This window comes from Streptomyces sp. NPDC088747 (assembly GCF_044751025.1).
GTDB lineage: Bacteria > Actinomycetota > Actinomycetes > Streptomycetales > Streptomycetaceae > Streptomyces.
In genome coordinates, this window is the sequence record NZ_JBIVKZ010000017.1 from 195,505 (window position 1) to 217,137 (window position 21,633).

At 70.1% G+C, this 21,633-nt stretch carries 17 protein-coding genes; 8 read left to right on the forward strand and 9 right to left on the reverse strand.

Going from position 1 to position 21,633, the window contains the following annotated elements:
* The first annotated feature begins 90 nt into the window (after window positions 1–90).
* The 6 genes from ACIP79_RS32995 to ACIP79_RS33020 all read left to right on the forward strand — a co-directional run bounded on the left by ACIP79_RS32995 (window position 91) and on the right by ACIP79_RS33020 (window position 8,308).
* Window positions 91–1,089 carry a LacI family DNA-binding transcriptional regulator gene (locus tag ACIP79_RS32995; RefSeq protein WP_401229126.1) on the forward strand — a complete coding sequence of 333 codons (999 nt, stop codon included), beginning with the start codon at window positions 91–93 and terminating at the stop codon, window positions 1,087–1,089.
* Between the two features lie 144 nt (window positions 1,090–1,233).
* Window positions 1,234–2,580 carry an ABC transporter substrate-binding protein gene (locus tag ACIP79_RS33000; RefSeq protein ID WP_401229129.1) on the forward strand — a complete coding sequence of 449 codons (1,347 nt, stop codon included), beginning with the start codon at window positions 1,234–1,236 and terminating at the stop codon, window positions 2,578–2,580.
* Window positions 2,581–2,588: 8 nt separating this feature from the next.
* On the forward strand, window positions 2,589–3,551 hold the full coding sequence (locus ACIP79_RS33005; RefSeq protein WP_401229132.1) for a carbohydrate ABC transporter permease: 963 nt from the start codon (window positions 2,589–2,591) through the stop codon (window positions 3,549–3,551).
* Complete coding sequence (locus ACIP79_RS33010; RefSeq protein WP_401229134.1) at window positions 3,548–4,423, forward strand: carbohydrate ABC transporter permease; 876 nt, start codon at window positions 3,548–3,550, stop codon at window positions 4,421–4,423. The genes ACIP79_RS33005 and ACIP79_RS33010 overlap by 4 nt, the downstream gene beginning before the upstream one ends.
* A 39-nt stretch (window positions 4,424–4,462) precedes the next feature.
* Window positions 4,463–6,073, forward strand: coding sequence for a glycoside hydrolase family 13 protein (locus ACIP79_RS33015; RefSeq protein ID WP_401229137.1), 1,611 nt, complete (start codon window positions 4,463–4,465; stop codon window positions 6,071–6,073).
* Between the two features lie 63 nt (window positions 6,074–6,136).
* On the forward strand, window positions 6,137–8,308 hold the full coding sequence (locus tag ACIP79_RS33020) for a discoidin domain-containing protein (RefSeq protein ID WP_401229140.1): 2,172 nt from the start codon (window positions 6,137–6,139) through the stop codon (window positions 8,306–8,308).
* Here ACIP79_RS33020 and ACIP79_RS33025 read toward each other — a convergent pair.
* Genes ACIP79_RS33025 through ACIP79_RS33040 form a run of 4 tightly spaced genes read right to left on the reverse strand, consistent with a single transcriptional unit; the run spans window position 8,280 to window position 11,627 of the window.
* Window positions 8,280–9,086 carry an ABC transporter ATP-binding protein gene (locus ACIP79_RS33025; protein ID WP_401229142.1) on the reverse strand — a complete coding sequence of 269 codons (807 nt, stop codon included), beginning with the start codon at window positions 9,084–9,086 and terminating at the stop codon, window positions 8,280–8,282. The genes ACIP79_RS33020 and ACIP79_RS33025 overlap by 29 nt on opposite strands.
* A 20-nt stretch (window positions 9,087–9,106) precedes the next feature.
* The gene (locus tag ACIP79_RS33030) at window positions 9,107–9,883 is read right to left on the reverse strand and encodes an ABC transporter permease (protein ID WP_383684428.1); all 777 of its coding nucleotides are present in this window, start codon (window positions 9,881–9,883) and stop codon (window positions 9,107–9,109) included.
* Window positions 9,883–10,656, reverse strand: coding sequence for an ABC transporter permease (locus ACIP79_RS33035; RefSeq protein ID WP_383684426.1), 774 nt, complete (start codon window positions 10,654–10,656; stop codon window positions 9,883–9,885). Before ACIP79_RS33035 ends, ACIP79_RS33030 begins: the two co-directional genes overlap by 1 nt.
* Window positions 10,653–11,627, reverse strand: coding sequence for an ABC transporter substrate-binding protein (locus ACIP79_RS33040; RefSeq protein WP_401229145.1), 975 nt, complete (start codon window positions 11,625–11,627; stop codon window positions 10,653–10,655). Before ACIP79_RS33040 ends, ACIP79_RS33035 begins: the two co-directional genes overlap by 4 nt.
* A gap of 204 nt (window positions 11,628–11,831) precedes the next feature.
* Here ACIP79_RS33040 and ACIP79_RS33045 point away from each other — a divergent pair, with 204 nt between their 5' ends.
* Entirely contained in the window at window positions 11,832–12,647 is an 816-nt protein-coding gene (locus ACIP79_RS33045) for an IclR family transcriptional regulator C-terminal domain-containing protein (RefSeq protein WP_401229147.1), read from the forward strand.
* On the opposite strand, the gene ACIP79_RS33050 is transcribed toward ACIP79_RS33045, so the two are convergent.
* The 5 genes from ACIP79_RS33050 to ACIP79_RS33070 all read right to left on the reverse strand — a co-directional run bounded on the left by ACIP79_RS33050 (window position 12,598) and on the right by ACIP79_RS33070 (window position 17,704).
* Window positions 12,598–13,524, reverse strand: a complete 927-nt coding sequence (locus tag ACIP79_RS33050; RefSeq protein ID WP_401229150.1) for a PDR/VanB family oxidoreductase — start codon at window positions 13,522–13,524, stop codon at window positions 12,598–12,600. The two genes, ACIP79_RS33045 and ACIP79_RS33050, sit on opposite strands and share 50 nt — an antisense overlap.
* On the reverse strand, window positions 13,521–13,706 hold the full coding sequence (locus tag ACIP79_RS33055) for a hypothetical protein (protein WP_401229153.1): 186 nt from the start codon (window positions 13,704–13,706) through the stop codon (window positions 13,521–13,523). Before ACIP79_RS33055 ends, ACIP79_RS33050 begins: the two co-directional genes overlap by 4 nt.
* Window positions 13,703–14,767, reverse strand: coding sequence for a Rieske 2Fe-2S domain-containing protein (locus ACIP79_RS33060; RefSeq protein WP_401229155.1), 1,065 nt, complete (start codon window positions 14,765–14,767; stop codon window positions 13,703–13,705). The genes ACIP79_RS33055 and ACIP79_RS33060 overlap by 4 nt, the downstream gene beginning before the upstream one ends.
* 150 nt (window positions 14,768–14,917) lie before the next feature.
* A complete protein-coding gene (locus ACIP79_RS33065; protein ID WP_401229157.1) occupies window positions 14,918–16,438 on the reverse strand; it encodes an FAD-dependent monooxygenase in 1,521 nt (506 codons plus the stop codon).
* A 45-nt stretch (window positions 16,439–16,483) separates the two neighbouring features.
* The gene (locus tag ACIP79_RS33070) at window positions 16,484–17,704 is read right to left on the reverse strand and encodes an SGNH/GDSL hydrolase family protein (RefSeq protein ID WP_401229158.1); all 1,221 of its coding nucleotides are present in this window, start codon (window positions 17,702–17,704) and stop codon (window positions 16,484–16,486) included.
* A 414-nt stretch (window positions 17,705–18,118) separates the two neighbouring features.
* Here ACIP79_RS33070 and ACIP79_RS33075 point away from each other — a divergent pair, with 414 nt between their 5' ends.
* Window positions 18,119–21,460, forward strand: coding sequence for an AfsR/SARP family transcriptional regulator (locus ACIP79_RS33075; RefSeq protein WP_401229161.1), 3,342 nt, complete (start codon window positions 18,119–18,121; stop codon window positions 21,458–21,460).
* Window positions 21,461–21,633: the final 173 nt, after the last annotated feature.

Below are 21,633 nucleotides of genomic sequence, written 5' to 3' on the forward strand. Positions count from 1 at the left end.
TGCTGGGCCGCTGGCTCGAAATGGAGCCCACCCTGCCCCTTCTTCCCTATTACGCAAGCCGTTTGCATATCTTGCGCTATTCTTGCGCACATGACGCGACGACTTGCTCAGGTGGCTAAGAAGGTCGGGGTCAGCGAGGCCACGGTCAGCCGGGTGCTCAACGGCAAGCCCGGAGTCTCCGATTCCACCCGGCAGGCGGTGCTCTCCGCCCTCGACGTCCTCGGCTACGAGCGGCCCACGCAGCTGCGCGGTGAACGCGCCCGGCTCGTGGGCCTCGTACTGCCCGAACTCCAGAACCCGATCTTCCCGGCGTTCGCGGAGGTGATCGGCGGGGCGCTCGCGCAGCTCGGTCTCACCCCGGTGCTGTGCACCCAGACCAAAGGCGGCGTCTCCGAGGCGGACTACGTCGAGCTGCTGCTCCAGCAGCAGGTCTCCGGCGTGGTGTTCGCCGGTGGTCTGTACGCGCAGGCGGACGCGCCGCACGACCACTACCGGCAGCTCGCGGACCGCAACATTCCGGTGGTGCTGGTGAACGCCGCCATCGAACACCTCGGCTTCCCCTGCGTCTCCTGTGACGACGCCGTCGCCGTCGAGCAGGCCTATCGCCACCTGGCCTCGCTCGGCCACGAGCGCATCGGTCTCGTCCTCGGCCCCGAGGACCACATGCCCTCGGGCCGCAAGCTCGCCGCCGCGCGGGTGCTCGCCCCCGACCTGCCCGACGAGCACGTCGCGCGGGCGATGTTCTCCCTGGAGGGCGGTCAGGCCGCCGCCACCCGGCTGCTCGACCAGGGTGTCAGCGGCATCATCTGCGCCAGCGACCCGCTCGCGCTCGGCGCCGTACGGGCCGCCCGGCGCCGGGGACTCACCGTCCCGGGCGAGGTCTCCGTCGTGGGCTACGACGACTCGGCGTTCATGAACTGCACCGAGCCCCCGCTGACCACCGTGCGCCAGCCCATCGAGGCCATGGGACGCGCGGCCGTCGAACTGCTGAACGCTCAGATCGGCGGCAGCAGTGTCACCGCCGAAGAGCTCCTGTTCGAGCCGGAGTTGGTGGTCCGTGGTTCCACAGCGCAAGCGCCGCGCCGCTGAGGAACGCGTGACTGTCAAATAATTACAGATTCTGCGCGACATCTTGCGGACGCTTGTCGTCGGTGCTTGAGTGGCGGCGCCCACCGCTCCAGGCCACGGGTTGCCAAAAGGGTTCCACCCGCTCCTGCCCAAAGGGGTCCACCGATGAGAAGCACCGGGTTCCGCCGTACCTTCATCACGCTCATGGCGTGTTCTTTCGCGCTCACCGCGACTGCCTGCGGTTCGAGCGACGACACGGCCGACGGCAAGACCAGCATCACCGTCAACTGCATGCCGCCCAAGAGCGCCAAGGTCGACCGCTCGTTCTTCGAGGCCGACATCAAGGCCTTCGAGAAGGCCAACCCGGACATCGACGTCGTCCCCCATGACGCGTTCCCGTGTCAGGACCCCAAGACGTTCGACGCCAAGCTGGCCGGCGGTCAGATGGAGGACGTCTTCTACACCTACTTCACCGACGCCAAGCACGTCGTCGACATCAACCAGGCCGCCGACATCACGAGTTACGTCAAGGACCTGAAGAGCTACGGCACCATCCAGCAGCAACTGCGCGACATCTACACCGTCGACGGCAAGGTCTACGGCGTCCCGCGCACCGGCTACTCGATGGGCCTGATCTACAACAAGAAGCTCTTCCAGGAGGCCGGCCTCGACCCGGAGAAGCCCCCGGCCACCTGGGAGGAGCTGCGCGCCGCCGCCAAGGCGATAGCCGGCCTCGGCAACGGCACCGTCGGATACGCCGACTACAGCGCCCAGAACCAGGGCGGCTGGCACTTCACCGCCGAGATGTACTCGCAGGGCGGCGACGTCGTCAGCGCGGACGGCAAGAAGGCCAGCATCGACACGCCCCAGGGCAAGGCCGTCCTGCAGAACCTCAAGGACATGCGCTGGACCGACAACTCGATGGGCAGCAAGCAGCTCCTCGTCATCAACGACGTGCAGCAGATGATGGGTTCGGGCAAGCTCGGCATGTACCTCTCCGCTCCGGACAACATCCCGATCCTGGTCAAGGAGAAGGGCGGCAACTACAAGGACCTCGCCCTCGCGCCGATGCCCGGCGGCCAGGGCACGCTCATCGGCGGCGACGGCTACATGTTCAACAAGAAGGCGTCGCCCGAGCAGATCAAGGCGGGCCTGAAGTGGCTCGACGCGATGTTCCTGACCCCCGGCGACGGCTTCCTCGGTGACTACGCCCGCGCCAAGAAGAACGACGCACCCGTCGGCCTGCCCGAGCCCCGCCTGTTCACCGGCGCCGCCGACGAGAAGGACCAGCAGGTCAAGGGCGCCAACGCGAACGTCCCGGTCGAGAACTACCAGCCCTTCCTCGACGGCAACCAGGGCCTGGACATGAAGATCGAGCCGCCGCAGGCCCAGCAGATCTACTCGGTCCTCGACGGCGCCGTCTCCGCGGTCCTCACCAAGAAGGACGCCGACATCGACAAGCTCCTGAGTGACGCGTCCGGCAAGATCGACTCCATCCTGTCCCGGGGCTGACCACGTCCATGAAGACCGCATCGAAGCCCACGGTGCCTCCACCGACGGACCTCCGTCCGGTGGAGGCGCCCAGGCCCGGACCGCCCACGCGCCCACTGCGCCGGCGGCTGGCCGACCAGTCCAGGGCGTACGCCTTCCTCATCGGCGGCCTGCTCTGCTTCGCGCTGTTCTCCTGGTACCCGGCGATCCGCGCGGTCGTGATCGCCTTCCAGAAGTACACGCCGGGGGGCGAGCCGGAGTGGGTCGGCACCGAGAACTTCACCCGTGTCTTCCACGACCCGGAGTTCACGGCCGCCTGGCGCAACACCCTGACCTTCACGGTCCTCGCCCTGCTCATCGGCTTCGCCGTCCCCTTCGTGATGGCGCTGGTGCTGAACGAACTCCGGCACGCGAAGGCCTTCTTCAGAGTCGTGGTCTACCTGCCGGTGATGATCCCGCCGGTGGTCAGCGCCCTGCTCTGGAAGTGGTTCTACGATCCCGGAGCGGGCCTGGCGAACGAGGCGCTGCGCTTCCTGCACCTGCCGACCTCGAACTGGTCCAACGGCGCCGACACCGCGCTCGTGTCCCTGGTCATCGTCGCCACCTGGGCCAACCTCGGCGGCACCGTTCTCATCTACCTGGCCGCGCTCCAGGGCATCCCCGGCGAGCTGTACGAGGCGGCCGAACTGGACGGCGCGAACATCTGGCAGCGCGTCCGCCACGTGACGATCCCGCAGACCCGCTTCATCATCCTCATGCTGATGCTGCTGCAGATCATCGCCACCATGCAGATCTTCACGGAACCGTTCGTCATCACCGGCGGCGGCCCCGAGAACTCGACCGTGACGGTCCTGTACCTGATCTACAAGTACGCCTTCCTCTACAACGACTTCGGGGGAGCCTGCGCCCTGAGCGTGATGCTCCTGGTGCTGCTCAGCGCCTTCTCCGCGCTCTATCTGCGGCTGACCCGCTCCGGAGGCGACGACTCATGAGCACCCGCACGCTCGTCTCCCCGCTGACCCTGGCCCGCCGCCGTGGCAAGGCCCTCTACTGGACCGTCTTCACCGGGGTCGTCCTGCTCTTCGCGCTGGCCTTCCTCTTCCCCGTGTACTGGATGGTCACGGGCGCCATGAAGTCGCCGGACGAGGTCACCCGCACACCCCCGACCCTGGTCCCCGACAAGTGGAGCCTCACCGGCTACACCGACGCCTGGGAACTGATGGACCTGCCCACCCACCTGTGGAACACGGTGGTGCAGGCTACCGGCGCCTGGATCCTCCAGCTCGTGTTCTGCACGGCGGCGGCCTACGCCCTGTCCAAGCTGAAGCCCGCCTTCGGCCGGATCGTCCTCGGCGGCATCCTCGCCACCCTGATGGTCCCCGCCCAGGCGCTGGTCGTCCCGAAGTACCTGACCGTCGCCGACCTCCCGCTCATCCACGTGAGCCTGCTCAACGACCCGCTCGGCATCTGGCTGCCGGCCGTGGCGAACGCCTTCAACCTGTACCTCCTCAAACGCTTCTTCGACCAGATACCGCGCGATGTCCTGGAGGCCGCCGAGATCGACGGCGCCGGACGGCTGCGCACCCTCTGGTCGATCGTGCTGCCCATGTCCAGGCCGGTGCTGGGAGTCGTGTCGATCTTCGCCCTCGTCGCCGTCTGGCAGGACTTCCTCTGGCCGCTGATGGTCTTCTCCGACACCGACAAACAGCCCATCAGCGTGGCCCTCGTCCAGCTGTCGCAGAACATCCCGCTGACCGTGCTGCTGGCCTCGATGGTGATCGCCAGCATCCCCATGGTCGCGATGTTCCTGGTGTTCCAGCGGCACATCATCGCCGGGATCAGCGCGGGCAGCACGAAGGGCTGACCACACCCCCTTCCAGAGCTTCACAGAAAGGTAGGCACCGTGGGACAGCATTCCCCTGCCCGCACCCAGGGCGAATGGTGGCGCTCCGCCGTCATCTACCAGGTGTACGTCCGCAGCTTCGCGGACGGCGACGGCGACGGCACCGGCGACCTCGCGGGCGTCCGCGCCAGACTTCCCTACCTCGCCGAACTCGGCGTCGACGCCCTGTGGTTCAACCCCTGGTACCTGTCGCCGATGGCCGACGGGGGCTACGACGTCGCCGACTACCGCGCCATCGACCCCTCCTTCGGCACCCTCGCCGAGGCCGAGAAACTCGTCGCCGAAGCCCGCGAGCTGGGCATCCGCACCCTCGTCGACATCGTGCCCAACCACGTGTCCGACCAGCACGCCTGGTTCCGCGCGGCCGTCGCGGCAGGACCCGGCAGCCCCGAGCGGGAGCTGTTCCACTTCCGCCCGGGACGCGGCGAGCACGGCGAACTCCCGCCCAACGACTGGCCGTCGCAGTTCGTCGGCTCCACCGAACCCGTCTGGACCCGGCTGCCCGACGGCGACTGGTACCTCCACCTGTTCACCCCCGAGCAGCCCGACCTCAACTGGGCGCACCCGGCGGTCAGACAGGAACACGAGGACGTCCTGCGCTTCTGGTTCGAACGGGGTGTGGCCGGCGTGCGCATCGACTCGGCCGCGCTGCCGGCCAAGGACCCGGACCTGCCCGACTTCGTCGAGGGCCGCGACCCGCACCCCTTCGTTGACCGCGACGACCTCCACGACATCTACCGCTCCTGGCGCGCGGTCGCCGACGACTACGACGGGATCTTCGTCGGCGAGGTCTGGCTCCCCGACACCGAGCGCTTCGCCCGCTACCTGCGCCCCGACGAACTGCACACCGCCTTCAACTTCTCCTTCCTGTCCTGCCCCTGGGACGCCGGACGGCTGCGTACGTCGATCGACGAGACCCTCGCCGAGCACGCCCCGGTCGGCGCGCCCGCCACCTGGGTGCTGTGCAACCACGACGTGACCCGTACGGTCACCCGCTACGGCCGCCAGGACACCGGCTTCGACTTCGCCACCAAGGCCTTCGGCACCCCCACCGACCTCGCCCTCGGCACCCGGCGCGCCCGCGCCGCCGCCCTGCTCTCGCTCGCCCTGCCGGGCGCGGTCTACGTCTACCAGGGTGAGGAACTCGGCCTGCCCGAGGCGGAGATACCGCGTGACCGCATCCAGGACCCGATGTACTCCCGCTCCGGCGGCACCGACCCGGGCCGGGACGGGTGCCGGGTTCCGCTGCCCTGGAACGCCGACGCGCCGCACGCCGGCTTCGGCGGCGACCCCTGGCTTCCGCAGCCGGCCGGCTGGTCCGCCTACGCGGCCGACGACCAGGCCGCCGACCCCGGCTCGATGCTCACCCTCTACCGCGAGGCACTGAACCTGCGCCGCACCGAACCCGGCTTCGGTGACGGTCCGCTCAGCTGGCTCCCGGCCGCCGACGGCGTGCTGGCCTTCACCCGTGCGGACGGCGCGCTCTGCGTGGTCAACCTGTCCGCCGCCCCCGCCACCCTCCCCGCCCACTCCCAACTCCTCATCACCAGCGGCCCCTTGGACACCGAGGGGCGGCTTCCCCAGGACACGGCGGCCTGGCTGCGCGCCTGACACCGCAGCCAGGCCGCCGCTCCACTCCGCTATCCCGGCACCCCCACACGAAAGGGATCAGCAATGTCCAGATCTGTCAGGCGCATGCCGGCGATTACGGCGGCAGCCGCCGTGGCCGTCGCCCTCACCGCGGGCATGCTCAGCGCCACCACGGCCCACTCCGCGGTAGCCGCGGCGGGAGCGACCCTGCCCTTCACCTCGGTCGAGGCCGAGGCGGCCACCTCCACGGGCGCCAGGATCGGGCCCGATTACACGCAGGGCAGCCTCGCCTCCGAGGCCTCCGGACGACAGGCCGTACGCCTGAACGCCGGCCAGCGCGTCGAGTTCACCGTCCCCCGCGCGGCCAACGCCGTGAACGTCTCCTACAGCGTCCCGGACGGCCAGTCCGGCACGCTGGACGTGTACGTGAACGGGGTCAAGCTCGCCAGGACCCTCGCCGTCACCTCCAAGTACTCCTACGTGGACACCTCCTGGATCGCCGGCGCCAGGACCCACCACTTCTACGACAACGCCCGGCTGCTCCTCGGCCAGAACGTGCAGGCGGGCGACAAGGTCGCCTTCCAGGCCACCACGACCCAGGTCACCGTGGACGTCGCCGACTTCGAGCAGGTCGCGGCGGCAGCCGCCAGACCCGCGGGCTCGGTGTCCGTCACCGACAGGGGCGCCGACCCCAGCGGGCAGGGCGACTCGACCCAGGCCTTCCGCGACGCGATCGCCGCCGCCCAGGGGGGAGTGGTGTGGATCCCGCCGGGCGACTACCGGATCACGTCCTCGCTCAGCGGCGTCCAGAACGTCACCCTCCAGGGCGCGGGCAGCTGGTACTCCGTCGTGCGCACCTCGCGCTTCATCGACCAGAGCAGTTCGTCCGGGAGTGTCCGCCTGCGGGACTTCGCGGTCATCGGCGAGGTCACCGAGCGCGTCGACTCCAGCCCGGACAACTTCGTCAACGGCTCCCTGGGCCCGAACTCCACGGTCTCCGGCATGTGGATCCAGCACCTCAAGGTCGGCCTCTGGCTGACGGGGAACAATGACAACCTTGTCGTCGAGAACAACCGCATCCTCGACACCACCGCCGACGGCCTCAACCTGAACGGGAACGCGCACGGTGTCCGCGTCCGCAACAACTTCCTGCGCAACCAGGGCGACGACTCGCTCGCCATGTGGTCGCTCAACTCACCGGACACCAACAGCAGTTTCGACAACAACACCATCTCGCAGCCGAACCTGGCCAACGGCATAGCGATCTACGGCGGCACCGACATCGCGGTGCGGAACAACCTGGTCTCCGACACCAACGCCCTCGGCAGCGGCATCGCGATCTCCAACCAGAAGTTCCTCGACCCCTTCTCCCCGCTGGCCGGCACCATCACGGTCGACGGGAACACGCTCGTCCGCGCCGGCGCGATGAACCCCAACTGGGGCCACCCGATGGGCGCGTTGCGCGTCGACTCCTACGACAGCGCGATCAACGCGACGGTCAACATCACCAACACGACGATCACCGACAGTCCGTACAGCGCCTTCGAGTTCGTGTCGGGCGGCGGACGCGGCTACGCGACGAACAACGTGAACGTGACCGGCGCGACGGTCAACAGGGTCGGCACCGTCGTCGTCCAGGCCGAGACCCAGGGCGCGGCGAGGTTCAGCAACGTCCAGGCCTCCGGAGTGGGCGCCGCGGGCGTCTACAACTGCCCCTACCCCAGCGGCACCTTCACCCTCACCAACGGCGGCGGCAACTCCGGCTGGGACAGCACCTGGTCCAACTGCTCCGCGTGGCCGCAGCCCGGGTCCGGAAATCCGGACCCCGACCCGACCGGCAACCTGGCCCAGGGCCGTGCCGCCACGGCCACCGGCTCGGTGGACGTCTACACACCGGGCAAGGCCGTCGACGGCGACGCGAACACCTACTGGGAGTCCACCAACAACGCCTTCCCACAGGCCCTGACGGTCGACCTCGGGTCGAACCGGGCCGTCCGCCGTGTCGTTCTGAAGCTGCCGCCGGCCGCGGCCTGGGGCGCCCGCACCCAGACCCTGTCCGTGCAGGGAAGCACGGACGGCTCGGCGTACTCGACGGTCGTCGCCCCGACGGGCTACCGCTTCGACCCGGCCACCGGGAACACGGTCACGGTGGCCCTGCCGAGCGGCACGAACCTGCGCCACCTGCGCGTCAGCGTCACCGGCAACACGGGCTGGCCGGCCGGCCAGCTCAGTGAGGTGGAGGCGTATCTTTCGTGAGGTCGAGGGGAGTCCCGCGCTTCGCCGCCTGGATCTGTTCGTACACATGGGTCCGCAGTTCGGCGAAGCGCGGGGCGACCCGGGTGTGCAACTGGTCCCGCTCGTCCGGGAGATCCACCTTCAACTGCTCCTGTACGACGGTGGGGGAGGCGGAGAGGATCAGTACCCGCTCGCCCAGGTAGACGGCCTCGTCGATGTCGTGGGTGACGAACAGGATCGTGATCCCGCGCTGCCGCCACAGCCCGCGCACCAGGTCCTCCAGGTCGGCGCGCGTCTGTGCGTCGACCGCCGCGAACGGCTCGTCCATCAGCAGGACGTCGGGCTCGTAGGCGAGCGCACGGGCGATGGCGACGCGCTGCTGCATACCGCCGGAGAGCTGCCAGGGGTATGCGTCCGCCGCGTCCGCGAGCCCGACCGACTCCAGCGCGTCGGCGACCAACTCCTTGCGCCGCACCTTGGTCAACCGCTTCTGCTTCAGCGGGAGTTCGACGTTCTCGCCGACCCGCATCCAGGGGAACAGACTGCGCCCGTACTCCTGGAACACGAACGCCATCCCGGGCGGCGGGCCGGTGACCCGGTTGCCGCCCAGTGACACCTCGCCCGCGGTCGGGGTGAGCAGCCCGGCCATGCACTTCAGCAGCGTCGTCTTGCCGCAGCCCGACGGGCCCACCAGGCAGACCAGTTCACCCGCCTCCACGGTGAAGGTGAGGTCCCGTACCGCCTCGACCCGGCGACCGGAACCCTCGTAGACCCTGTTCAGGCCGCGTACGTCGAGCATGGACCGCCCTTTCGTGAGTTTCACGGGGACCGCCGGGAGGACGCGCGCAGCCCGTGGTACCAGCCGAGCACCCGGCGCTCCACCGACTGGAAGACGACCGAGAGCAGAAAGCCGAGCAGACCCAGAACCAGGATCCCCGTCCACATGTCGGGGATCGCGAAGCCGCGTTGGAACTGGACGATGGTGAAGCCGATGCCGTTGCTGGCCGCGAACATCTCGCTGATGACCATCAGGATGATGCCGATGGACAGTGCCTGACGCAGGCCGGCGAAGATCTGCGGGCTCGCCGCGGGCAGGACCACGCTGCGCAGCCGGGCGGCGCCCGTGACGCCGTAGGAACGCGCCGTCTCCGACATCACGGAGTCGACGGCCCGGACGCCCTCGACGGTGTTGAGCAGGATCGGCCAGACACAGCCGCTCGCGATGACCGCGATCTTCATGGTGTCGCCGATGCCCGCGAACAGCATGATGACCGGGACCAGCACGGGCGGCGGTACCGCGCGCAGGAACTCGAGAACCGGTTCGCAGAAGGCCCGTACACGCCGGTAGGAGCCGATGACCGTGCCCACCGCCACACCGACGACGGCCGCCGAGGCGTAGCCCGCGAGGAGCCGTAGCGCGCTGGGAAGCACGTCGGCGCGCAGCCGGTCGCGCGTCCAGACGTCCGGGAAGGTCTCCAGGATCGTGCGCAGCGGCGGCCAGAAGGGGTCGGTGCTCCCGTCGGACGCGAGCCACCAGACGACGACGAGGGCCGCGGGCAGCGCGAGGACGTAGACCGACCTCAGCAGGACGCGCATCACACCGCCACCTCTCCGCGCACCGACTGGTGCCAGGCCAGCGCCCGTCGCTCGACGGTTCGGGCACCCACGTTGATCAGCAGGCCCAGCAGACCGGTGACCACCAGCAGGGCGTACATCTCGGGGACGGCCTGGGAAGCCTGGGCGACCCCGATGTTCTTGCCCAACCCCGGTGCCCCGATGACCAGTTCGGCGGTCACGGTGAGGATGAGGGCGACCGCGGCGGCCAGCCGGACACCCGTCATGACGTACGGCAGGGCCGAGGGCCAGAGCACATGGCGGGTCCGTGCCCAGGCGTCGAGGCCGTAGGAGCGCGCGGTCTCCTCCGCGACCGGGTCGACGTCCTGGACGCCGTACAGCACCTGGATGAGGACCTGCCAGAAGGAGGCGTAGACGACGAGGAGGAGGACGGAGCGGAGTTCGGTGCCGTACAGGAGGACGGCGAGCGGGATCAGCGCGACGGAGGGGATAGGACGGAGGAACTCGATGGTGGACGCGGTGACTTCGCGCAGATGCGGCACCACCGAGATCAGGACGCCCGCGAGGATCCCGGCGATCACCGCGATCAGCAGCCCCAGCGCCCAGCCGGTGAGGGTGTCCTCCAGCGCCGTCCAGAACGCCTCGTCGTCGAGCTCCTTCCAGAGCGCTTCGGCGATGCGGCTGGTCGGCGGGAAGTACTCCTCCTTGACGAGGCCGAGCCGCGGCACCGCCTCGCCCAGGGCGAGGAAGGCCGCGAGCCCGGCCGCACCCAGTGCGGCGTTCAGTCCCTTCACGGAAGCAGCTTGTCCAGGTCAGGGGCCGTCTTGAAGAGCCCGTCCTCATCGCCCAGCTTCGCCAGCGCCTCGATCGAGGCGCGGTTCGCCTCGGCCGGCCACTTCGGCAGGACCACGTTCGCCAGCACCGCCGCCGGGATCTTGGTGTACGTGGTCACGATCTCCCGTGCCTCGTCCGGGTGGGCGTCGGCGTAGGCGAGCGACTCCGCGGTGGCCTCCTGGAACTTCTTCACCAACTCGGGGTTCTGCTGCTCGTACTGGGCCGACGTGAAGTACATGGCGACCGTGAGGTCCTTGGCCACGTCGACCAGTGACGAGGCGATCTCGACCGCGCCCTGGCTCTTCACGGTGGCGAGTGCGGGCTCGACGACCATCGCGGCGTCGATCTGTCCGCTGTCGAGGGCCGCGGGCATCTGGTCGAAGGCCAGCTCGACGAACTGCACCTTGGACGGATCGCCGCCGGCCTTGCGCACCGACTCGCGCACCGCGGTCTCGTTGATGTTCTTGAGGGTGTTGACGGCGACCTTCTTGCCCTCCAGCTCCCCGGCGGACTTGATGGGGCTGTCCTTCTTCACCGTGAGGGCGCCGAAGTCCTTGCCCTCGACGCCCGTTGAGGAGATGCCGTTGACGACCGCCTTGACGGGCACGTTCTGGGACTGGGCGATCATCAGCGAGGTCATGTTGGAGAAACCGAACTGGAACTGGCCGCTGACCACCCCGGGCACGATGGCCGCGCCGCCCTGAGCGGTGGTCAGTTCGAGCTTCAGGCCGCGCTTGCTGAAGAAGCCCTTCTTCTGGCCGAGGTAGATGGGCGCGACATCGACGATGGGAATGACCCCGACCTTGACCGTGGTGGTGCCGCCGGACGACGAGTTGCTGTCCGAGGACTCCGAGGAGTCGTCGGACGAACCGCAGGCCGAGGCGGCCACCAGCAGGGCTCCGACCGCGAGACCGGCGAACAGACGACGCATTGACTCCTCCTGTGCAGACGAGAGTGTTCCGACAGGCTGTGCGCACACCGCACAATAGTGCTCAGCGGGAAAGTAGGACCCCTGCACGACGGGGTCAATCCCTTTCGCTGACAATATTGTTGACAGTTACCGAACCGAGTTCATGCGTACCGAGTTCATGGCGTGCGCGGAAGGCGCACACCGGCCGTCAACCTGGAGGCGACGATGCCTGCAGCAGTCCGCGCGCCCCACTTCGTCCGGTCCTTCGAACGAGGCCTGGCCGTCATCCGCGCATTCGACGCGGAACACCCGCAACTGACGCTCAGTGAGGTCGCGCGCGCCTGCGACCTGACCCGTGCGGCGGCCCGCCGCTTCCTGCTGACACTCCTCGATCTCGGATACGTGCACACGGACGGCCGGATGTTCCGGCTCACCCCGCGGGTCCTGGAGCTCGGCTACTCCTACCTCTCCGGCTTCACACTGGCCGACCTCGCCGAACCCCATCTGGAGCAACTCGTCGAGCGGGTACGGGAGTCGTCCTCGCTCTGCGTCCTCGACGGCGACGACATCGTGTACGTGGCGCGCGTCCCCACCAGCCGCATCATGACCGCCACGATCACCGTCGGCACCCGCTTCCCGGCCCAAGTGACCTCCGTGGGGCGGGTGATGCTGGCCCATCTGCCGGACGAGGAGATCGACGCCCGGCTGGCCCGCGCCGAACTCCGGCCCCTGACGGCACGCACGATCGTCTCGGCCGAGCCGCTCAGGACGGAACTCCGGCGGGTACGACGGCAGGGGTACGCCATCGTCGACCAGGAACTGGAGGAAGGGCTGCGCTCGGTCGCCGCCCCGGTACGGGACCGGGACGGCGAGGTCGTGGCGGCCGTTAACATCCCGGTGCACGCGAGTCGCAACTCGGTGGAGTCGGTACGGCGCGACCTGCTGCCCCATCTGCTCGCGACGGTGGCCCGCATCGAGGCGGACCTCAAGGTCACAGGTCCAGCACGAGCCGCTTCCCCCGACAGCGAGAGACGCAGATGAGCATGGTCTCGCCCGCCTCCCGCTCCTCGTCGTCGAGCACCGAGTCCCGGTGGTCGGGGACACCTTCGAGCACGTCCGTCTCGCAGGTCCCGCAGGTGCCCTCGGTGCAGGAGTACAGCACCTCGACACCCGCGGCCCGCACGGTGTCCAGGACGGAGACACCGGCGGGGACGGTCAGCGTGCGCCCGCTCCGGGACAGCTCCACCTCGAACTCGCCGTCCGGGCCGCTCTCCTGGACCTTCGGCTGAAAGCGCTCGACCCGCAGCAGCGCGGGAGGGCACCGCTCCTCGACCGCGTCCAGCAGGGGACCGGGCCCGCAGCAGTAGACGAGCGTGCCGGGGGCGTCGAGCGCGGTCAGGTCCAGCAGACCGGTCTCGTCCTGCGGGGCGATCGTCACCCGGTCGCCGTACCGGGCCAACTCGCCTGTGAACGCCATGGATCCACGCGTGCGTCCGCCGTACAACAGCGTCCACTCCGCGCCCGCGGCCTGCGCCGCGGCCAGCATCGGCAGGATGGGTGTGATGCCGATTCCGCCCGCGACGAACCGGTAGCGCGGGGCGGCCTGGAGCGCGAAGTTGTTGCGCGGCCCGCGCACCCGCACCTTGTCACCCTCGCTCAACTCCCCGTGCACATGCGCTGATCCGCCGCGTCCGGCCGGCTCCCGCAGCACGGCGATCCGCCAGGTGCGACGGTCGGCCGGATCGCCGCACAGGGAGTACTGCCGCTCAAGCCCCGGCCTGAGCAGCACGTCGATGTGGGCGCCCGGCTCCCAGCCGGGGAGTTCCTCGCCGAGAGGGTGCCGGAGAGTGAGGGCGACCACGTTCTCGGCGGCCGACTCCATCCGCTCCACGACGAGTTCGGCTTCGTACGGGATCATGACCGATGTCCTCGGGGCTCCTGCCCGCACGGCTCGTGGCCCTCGGGGTGGGCGAGCATCCACTCCCACATGGCGATCGGGTCCTCTGCGGTGTGCTCGGCGCCGCAGTGGCAGGTGCCGTGCAGGACGTCCGTGCCCGGGAGCCAGTCGACGCGGTAGATCTCGCCGGTGGGGCTGGTCACAGTACCTTCTCCACGGGCTTGTCACCCTCCTCGACGAGCCGGGCGAGGATACGGCGGGCCGCGAGACCGCCGGTGTCGATGTTGATGCTCAGTTCCTGGTAGCCGCTCCGCTCCGAACCGAGCGTCCGTTGCAGCAGGTTGAGCGCGTCGACGTCCTGCATGACCACTGTGTGGTTGAAGTCGTGCAGGAACTGGGTGACTTCGCTGTCATCGGGTGCGAAGTCCCGTGAGACCGCCCAGAAGTCGTAGACGTGGCCGTCGCCGGACGGCGTGATCGCGTAGGTGATCTCGGTGTGGAACGCGTTCGGGTCGCTGCCGTCCGGCTCGGGCACCACACCGACCGGCGCGACCCGGCTGTGCAGCAGATACAGACAGGGCGCGAAGTACTCGATGTCCTGCCAGCGCGTGATCCGGCCCTCGATGCCGGTCGAACGGGCGTAGAACGGCGGGCATTCGGCGTCGTCCATGTGCCGGCTGACCCGCACGATGCCCGCGCCCTCGTCGACCTCCGTGCTGATCGGCGTCTCGGCGACCTCGGGCGTGCCGATGTATCCGCCGTGCAGATAGGTCTCGTGGGAGAGGTCGAGGAGGTTGTCCACGAGGAGGCCGTAGTCGGCGTCGATGGGTTCCATCCCGCGGACGGTGACCCAGCCGGGGGAGTCGAGGTGGCGGGCGCGCGGGATCATCCCGGCGTCGGCGAGTGCCGGGTCGCCGATCCAGACCCAGATCAGGGAGTCCTGCTCGACCAGCGGGAAGGACGCGACGCGGGCGGTCCGCGGTATCCGTTTCTGCCCCGGCACGTAGACGCAGGTGCCCGTCATGTCGTACGTGAACCCGTGGTAGCCGCACACGATCCGGTCCCCGTCGAGCCGGCTCTCCGAGAGCGGGTACCGCCGGTGCACACACCGGTCGGCCAGCGCGACAGCCGTCCCGTCCTCCTCGCTCCGGTAGAAGACGAGCGGCTCCCCGAGAACGGTCCGCCCGAGCAACTCGCGCCCCACCTCGTGGGAGTAGGCGGCGACGTACCACTGGTTCCTGGCGAAGGCGGTGGTGTGCGGCATGAGAGCGTCCCGTCATCGTCGACGTCGTGTCAGAAACACCATGGCGGCGCCGCCTCCACCCCGGCAACAGGACTTCCGCCGGACGGAAAGCCCCTGCTCAGCTCTGGGCCGACCGACACCCCGCCCAAGCACCACCAGGCCGAAGCCCCACTACACGGAAGCGCTGCCGAACCACCGGGCGGCGGCGTGCTCGAAGCCCGCGTGGTCGGGATCGAGACCGTCCGCCCAGGCGACGACGCCGTCGGGGCGGACGAGCAGGGCGCCGCAGCCCAGTTCGTCGACGGCCGGTTTCGACACGTGCCGGATCAGGTCCTCGCGGCCGGCCGTCGCACCGGCGAGCCGTCGGTCCGCGGTGAAGTCGACGGCGATGCCGTGCCCGTCCCGCATGAGGTCGCTGAGCCGCGTTCCGTCCGTGAAACGGAAATCGGGGGCGTTGCGGCCGACCAGGGGGTGCGTGCCGCCCAGGTCGTAGCGGTGGGAGGAGCCCGAGGTCCTGTTGTAGACGTAGGTGGTTCCGTCCCGGGTGCCGAGCACGTCGCGGACCAGGGCCTGGATGGCCTGGGCGTGCGGGTCCGGCCTCATGACCGCGCTCTGGGCGCGCGTCCAGTCGAGAATCCGGGCGCCGACCGGATGGCGTTCTCGCGTGTAGGAGTCAAGCAGCCCTTCGTGGGCGTACCCGTGGACGGTCGCCGCGAGCTTCCATCCCAGATTGACGGCGTCAGCGATGCCGGTGTTGAGCCCCTGCGCGCCGAGAGGCGAGTGGATGTGCGCGGCGTCTCCGGCCAGCAGGACGCGCCCCTGGCGGTAGGAGACGGTCTGCATCGCCCGGTCGGTGAACGTGGAGACGAACTGGACGTCGTTCAGGGTCACATCGGTGCCGGACACACGGCGCAGCACCGTCTGCAGGTGATCGAGGGTTGGTCGCTCCGACCGGTCGAAGGCGCCGCCATCGCAGTCCAGCATGCCGATGTGCCCAGGCGTGGGCATCCGCAGGTACATGCCGGTCGGTGTCAGGGTGAACCCGGGCCGCAGTTCGTGGGGGTCGGCGACGTCGGCGAGCATGGTGTAGCCGGTGAACAGCGGTTGGGTGCCGGTGAATTCGAAGCCCGCGAGACCGCGCACCGAGCTGCGTCCCCCGTCGCAACCGACGAGCCAGCGTGCCGCGTACTCGTCCTTCCCCGCCTGTACGAGGACGCCGTCCGCATCCTGCCGCAGCCCCGTGACCTGCCGCCCGCGGCGAATCTCCACCCCGACCTCGGCCGCCCGATCGGCCAGGACGGTCTCAACCGCTTCGAGACTGGTCATCACGCCCTCCAGCACGGGGCTGGGAAGCCGGTACGGCAGGGCGTCGGCGTCGATGTCGGCCGGGTCGAGCATCATGCCGGCGAAGTGGCTCACGCTGCGTGGCGCCGGTGCCACCGTCGCCTCCGGATCGGCACCGCCGTAGCTGTCGACACCGGACGCGGTCAGCAGTGGCCGCAGCATCCCGCGGCGGTGGAACACCTCGACCGACGCGGCGGACAGGCCCCGCATTCCGAGCGGAAGCGCCTTCCATGGGATGCCCGTCCGCGGCTCCTGCTCCAGGACCAGGACGTCGCAGCCCGCGAGCCCGAGCTCACAGGCCAGCAGCAGTCCGACGGGGCCCGCTCCCACGATCACTACGTCATGCACAGGATTTTCCCTTCACTTCGACGATCACTGATACCTGGGCGGGCGTCACCGGAACAGCGTCAGGTCGATCGAGTCGCCCAGGACCCGGCAGCCCGCGTCGCTGCCGTGCAGGTGGTCACCCGCGTGGAATCCGGCACGGATACGGGTGGGGTGGGCCGGGTCGCGCCAGACGGCGTCGAAGTCGAGGACCGCGTCGAAGGCGCCGCTCGTGCGGATCCACTCGTTGACCGTCCGGCGTACGCGCTCGCCTTCGGGCGTGAAGATCTCGTCGCCCTCGTAAGGCGTGAGGGTGGCGCCGTAGACCCGCACCCCGCGGGCACGGCCCCGGGCGATCAGCTGGACGTAGCCGCCGATGAGGTCGTCGGCCGTCACCGGCGCGCCGGGGAACATGGCCAGGAAGTCGTCCGGCGGGCCGCTGCCGTCCCGGGGCGCACAGGAGACGCCGATGTCGCCGAGCCCGATGGCGATGACGACGTGGCCGAGTCCCGGGGTGGCCAGCACGTCACGATCGAAGCGGGCCAACACCGCTTCGCCCAGGCCCGCGTTCAGCATCCGGTTTCCGCTGATCCCCTGATTGGAGACGTGGGTCGTGCGTCCGTTCCGCTCGGCGAGGCGCTCGGCCAGGCGGTCCGTCCAGCGTCGGTTGGCGTCCGGGGTGGTGCCGGAGCAGTCGGTGTTGGAGTCGCCGATGACCGCGACTGCGCCGGCCGGACCCTCGGGGAGCACGTCGAGCGCGGAGACAAAGGCCTGCAACGGCAGGGACGTTGCCTCCGCGGGGAGGGTGGGGGCGGCGACGGCGTTGCCCGAGATGCTCCAAGACGTCTGTACGCCCATGGCATGACAGGTGGGGCTTTTGACCGCGTCGGGCAGGTAGAGGCTGATGGCCAGCTCGGACAGGGCGGGCAGGGGCAGCTCGATCGGGTCGCAGAGCATCGGCGCGCCGGCCGGGACGGTGGTACCCGGCTTTCCGGCGAAGGTCAGCACCCGCTCGCTGCCCGGCCGGATACTGCCGTCGGGCGCGGCGAGGGCGAGCTGCGCCGCCCCGATGATCAAGGGCTCGGTGCCGTACTCGTTGGTGAGGCGCAGGCGCACCTGGCGCCCGCCCCCGCTGATGCGCACCACTTGGCGCAGGGTCGTGTCGGCGAACGAGGGAAGGGGTCCGAACGCCTCGATCGGTGCGTGGGGTGCGGCCGCCCACGTCCGCACCCAGGCATCCTCCGTGGTACGGCCCCTGCCTGCGGCCGTGTTGCCGGTGATCTCAGTCATCGCGTCTCTCCGTTCCCGGGCGCGGGCGGTCCCCGCGTCATCGCGGCCGCTCGTGGTGTCGGCCGCTCCCCGCACAGACTGGCGAGGACCGCTCACACGGGACGCACACGGCGCTGACACGAGGCTCATGCGGATCAACCGGCGTGCGCACGGGCAGGTCGGTGCTGTCCGCACAGCCGACGGCTTCCAATTCGTGGCGGGCTGAAGCGGGCTGGGGCGGACTGAAGCGGGGTGGAGCGGGCTGGGGCGGGTTGTGGCTATTGGGGCGGTACTGCCGTAAGGCGGCGGCACGGCGGTGGTGGTTCGGCGGTGGCGGCACGGCGGTAATGGTTCGACGGTGGTGGTACGGCGATGGCGGCACCGCGACCGGGCGCCCATTTGGCTCTACGCCCGCGCTCGCGCGAAGATCGCCCCATGGTTGGGGACGCGCGGCTCCGCATCACGTTGCTCGGCACGTTCCAGGCAGCTCGTGGTGACCGTGACCTGCCTGTGCCGGGGGCCCGTCTCCAAGCGCTGGTGGTACGTCTTGCGCTCGCCGGTGGGCGTGCCGTCGCCCCGCGCACCCTCGTCGACACGATCTGGCCCGAGAACCCTCCTGCCGGTCCCGCCCATGCCCTGCAGGCGCTCGTGTCGCGACTACGCCGGGCGCTCGGCTCCTCTGCCGCGGTCACGCAGGCCGCGGGCGGCTACCGGCTGGACGTGGCCGCGTCCGACGTGGACGCGCTGCGCTTCGAGGAGCTCGCCGCGGCGGGCCGGGAGCGTCTGCGCGCGGGCGACCCGCACAGCGCGGCAGCTCTGCTCGACGAAGCCGTCGCTCTGTGGAGCGAGCACCCGGGCGCCGCGCCACCCGCCGTTGTCGCGGTGGAGCCCGCCACCGCGACCCGACTGGCCCACGCCTCGACCGAGGCCGTCGCCGACCTCGCCGAAGCCGAACTGGCCCTCGGGAACGCGAGGCAGGCGGCCACCCGCCTGACCGGCCTGCTGTCCCAGCACCCTCTGTTCGAACGCGGTGTCGCGCTGGTCCTGGACGCGCTCGCCGCCGAGGGGCGCCAGGCCGAGGCCCTGGCCCGCTACGAACAGTTCCGCGAGACGCTGGCCGAAGAGTTCGGTACCGATCCGGGCGCCGCACTCCGTGAACGCCACCTGCGTCTGCTGCGAGTCGAACAGCCTCCGCCCGCCGTCACTCCGCCCGCCGTCACTCCGGCCGACGGCGCCCGAAAGCGGCCGGGCAATCTGCCCGTACCGATGACCAGCTTCATCGGCCGTGCCGACGACCTGGCCCGGATCGACAATCTCCTGGCGTCGGGACGGCTCGTCACCGTGCTCGGTCCCGGCGGCGCAGGCAAGACACGCCTGGCCATCGAGGCCGCCCGCCGTCACCGCGACGCGTACCGCGACGGTGCCTGGCTGATCGACCTCGGCTCGGTCACCGACCCGGGCAAGGTCGGCGGCGCCCTGCTGGCCGCGATCGGCCTACGCGGCTCCGCCCTGTTCGACGCCTCGGCAAGGCTGCGCAGCGACCCCGCCGACGAACTCGACGCGCTGGCGGACCAGCTCGACGCCCGTGAAAGCCTGCTCGTCGTCGACAACTGCGAGCACGTGATCGACACGGCGGCGCACCTGCTCTCGGCGCTGCTCGCCCGCTGCGCCGGACTGCGCGTACTGGCCACCAGCCGAGAACCACTGGCGATCGACGGTGAGGCACTGGTACCCCTGGGCCCGCTGGCTCTTCCCGATACGGACGCGGACCTTCGACAGGCCCGCCTCGCGCCATCGGTGCGCCTGTTCACCGAGCGGGCCGCCGCCGTGCGCCCCGCGTTCGACGTCGACGAGCACAACCTCGCGGACGTGCTGCGCATCGTGCGCGGCCTGGACGGCCTGCCGCTCGCACTCGAACTGGCCGCGGCCCGCCTGCGCACGCTCGCGCTGAGCGACCTGGCCGACGGGCTGTCCGACCGGTTCCGGCTGCTCACCTCCGGCAGCCGCACCGCCTTCCCACGCCACCGCACGCTGCGCGGGGTCATCGCCTGGAGCTGGGACCTGCTCCCCGGTGACGCCCGTACGGTCGCGGAGCGGATCGCGCTCCTGCCCGGAGGCGTCACGCCGGCTTCGGCTGCCGCGCTGTGCGGCAAAACCACCGTGCCGGTCCGCGACATCCCGCAGCTCCTCGCGGACCTGGTGGACCGGTCGCTGCTGCAACTCGTGCCCGGCACCGGTCGGTACCGGATGCTGGAGACGATCCGGGAATACGGCCTGGAGATGCTGGCCGAGCAGAACACCCTGACCGGCGTGCGTGACCTGGCCGCCCGATACTGCGCCGACCTGGTGGCCCACTACGACCCCCTGACCCGCGGCCCCGAGCAGCTCCACGCCCTCCACGTCCTGCGCACCGAGCACGACAACGTGCTCGCCGCCCTGCGTCACCTCACCCGGACCGGCGACGCCGACGCGGCGATCACGCTGGCCCTCGGCCTGACCTGGTACTGGAACATGCTCGGCCTGCACGACGACGCCGCCCACTGGCTCAGGCAGGCTCTCGCACTGCCGAGCGATCAGCCGGGAATCGAGCCCGAGATCACCGAGCCGGGCATCGAGCGCGAGATCGCCGCCGGGCTTCTGCTGCTCAGCTCCCGAGCCGGCCAGAGCGCGGTGTTCAGCGGCTCCCTCAAGGAAGGAGGCGAGGAGCTGCGAACCCTGACCGACCGTATGCCGGACGACTCCCGACTGCCCGGCTTCGGCGGCGCACTCCTCACCGTCAAACTCGCACTCCTGCGAGGGACAGGGAAGAGCGCGGCGACCATCGAGCGCCTGACCCGAGGCCCGGACAGGTGGCTGGCCGGGTACGCCCACATCTCTCGCGCACACGCTGCCGAGAACGAGGGCGACCTCGACCAGGCGCGCGTCGACGCGTCCGCGGCCCTGGAATGCTTCACCCGGGTCGGCGACCACTGGGCCCTGGCCACGGCGCTGCCGCTGCGCTCCCTCCTCCGTCAGTACGACGGCGACCTCGACGGCGCACTGGACGACCTGAAGGCGGCCAAACGGCTGGCGGGCGAGTTCGGGGCGCTCAGCCTCAGCGACGAGATCTTCATCGACCTGCGCCAGTACGACCTTCTGGTGCGACTCGGCCGGACCGCACAGGCGAGCGAACTGATCGCCGCGACGCGAGAACGCGCGCTGCGTTCCACCTCGCCCGGGATGGCCATCCTGCTCGACGCCCGAGAGGCCCGGCTGTTCATACAAACGGGCGACGTGGACCGCGCTCGCCGGCTGATCGAGTCGGCCGAATCCGGGCTCGTCGGCCGGCCCTCGCTCGACGGCGACCACGGCCGGGCCCTGATCGCGACAGTACGGGCCGAACTCTGCCTCCGACTCGCCGACGAGCCCGGCGCCGCACGCGCACTGGACCAGGCATACGCGGCGGCGGTCAACAGCCGGGATCTGCCCGTCGTCGCGACCGTGGCGGTGACCGTCGCCGGCCTCGCGGAACTGCACGGGCGTCACCTCGACGCGGCCGTCGTACTCGGCGCCGCCGCCCGCCTCCGCGGCGCCCACGACCACACGGACCCGCACATCCACGCGTGGAGTACGCGCATCCGGACAGCCCTCGGCGACAAGGACTACGTCCGCGCGTACACGACGGGCCGGAAACTGGACGTACCGGCTGCCCTGCTGCGCGTCGATCCAGCTCCGATACGGCCGACGCCCCCTCTCGAAAGCCACGGCGCGGAATCCGATCCGTGCCGCGATCTGTAGCGTTCGGGAAGCCGTCGATCACCTTTCCGGCGGGGGACAGTAACGACCTGGGACACGCTCCAGCCGCCTCCGGCACACGCTCCCCGAGGGGCTCGTCGCCGCTCCGGCGGATTCGGAGGAAAAGACTCCCGGCGTGCCGTGACGGGAGGCGGTATGCGGGTACGCGAATGGTG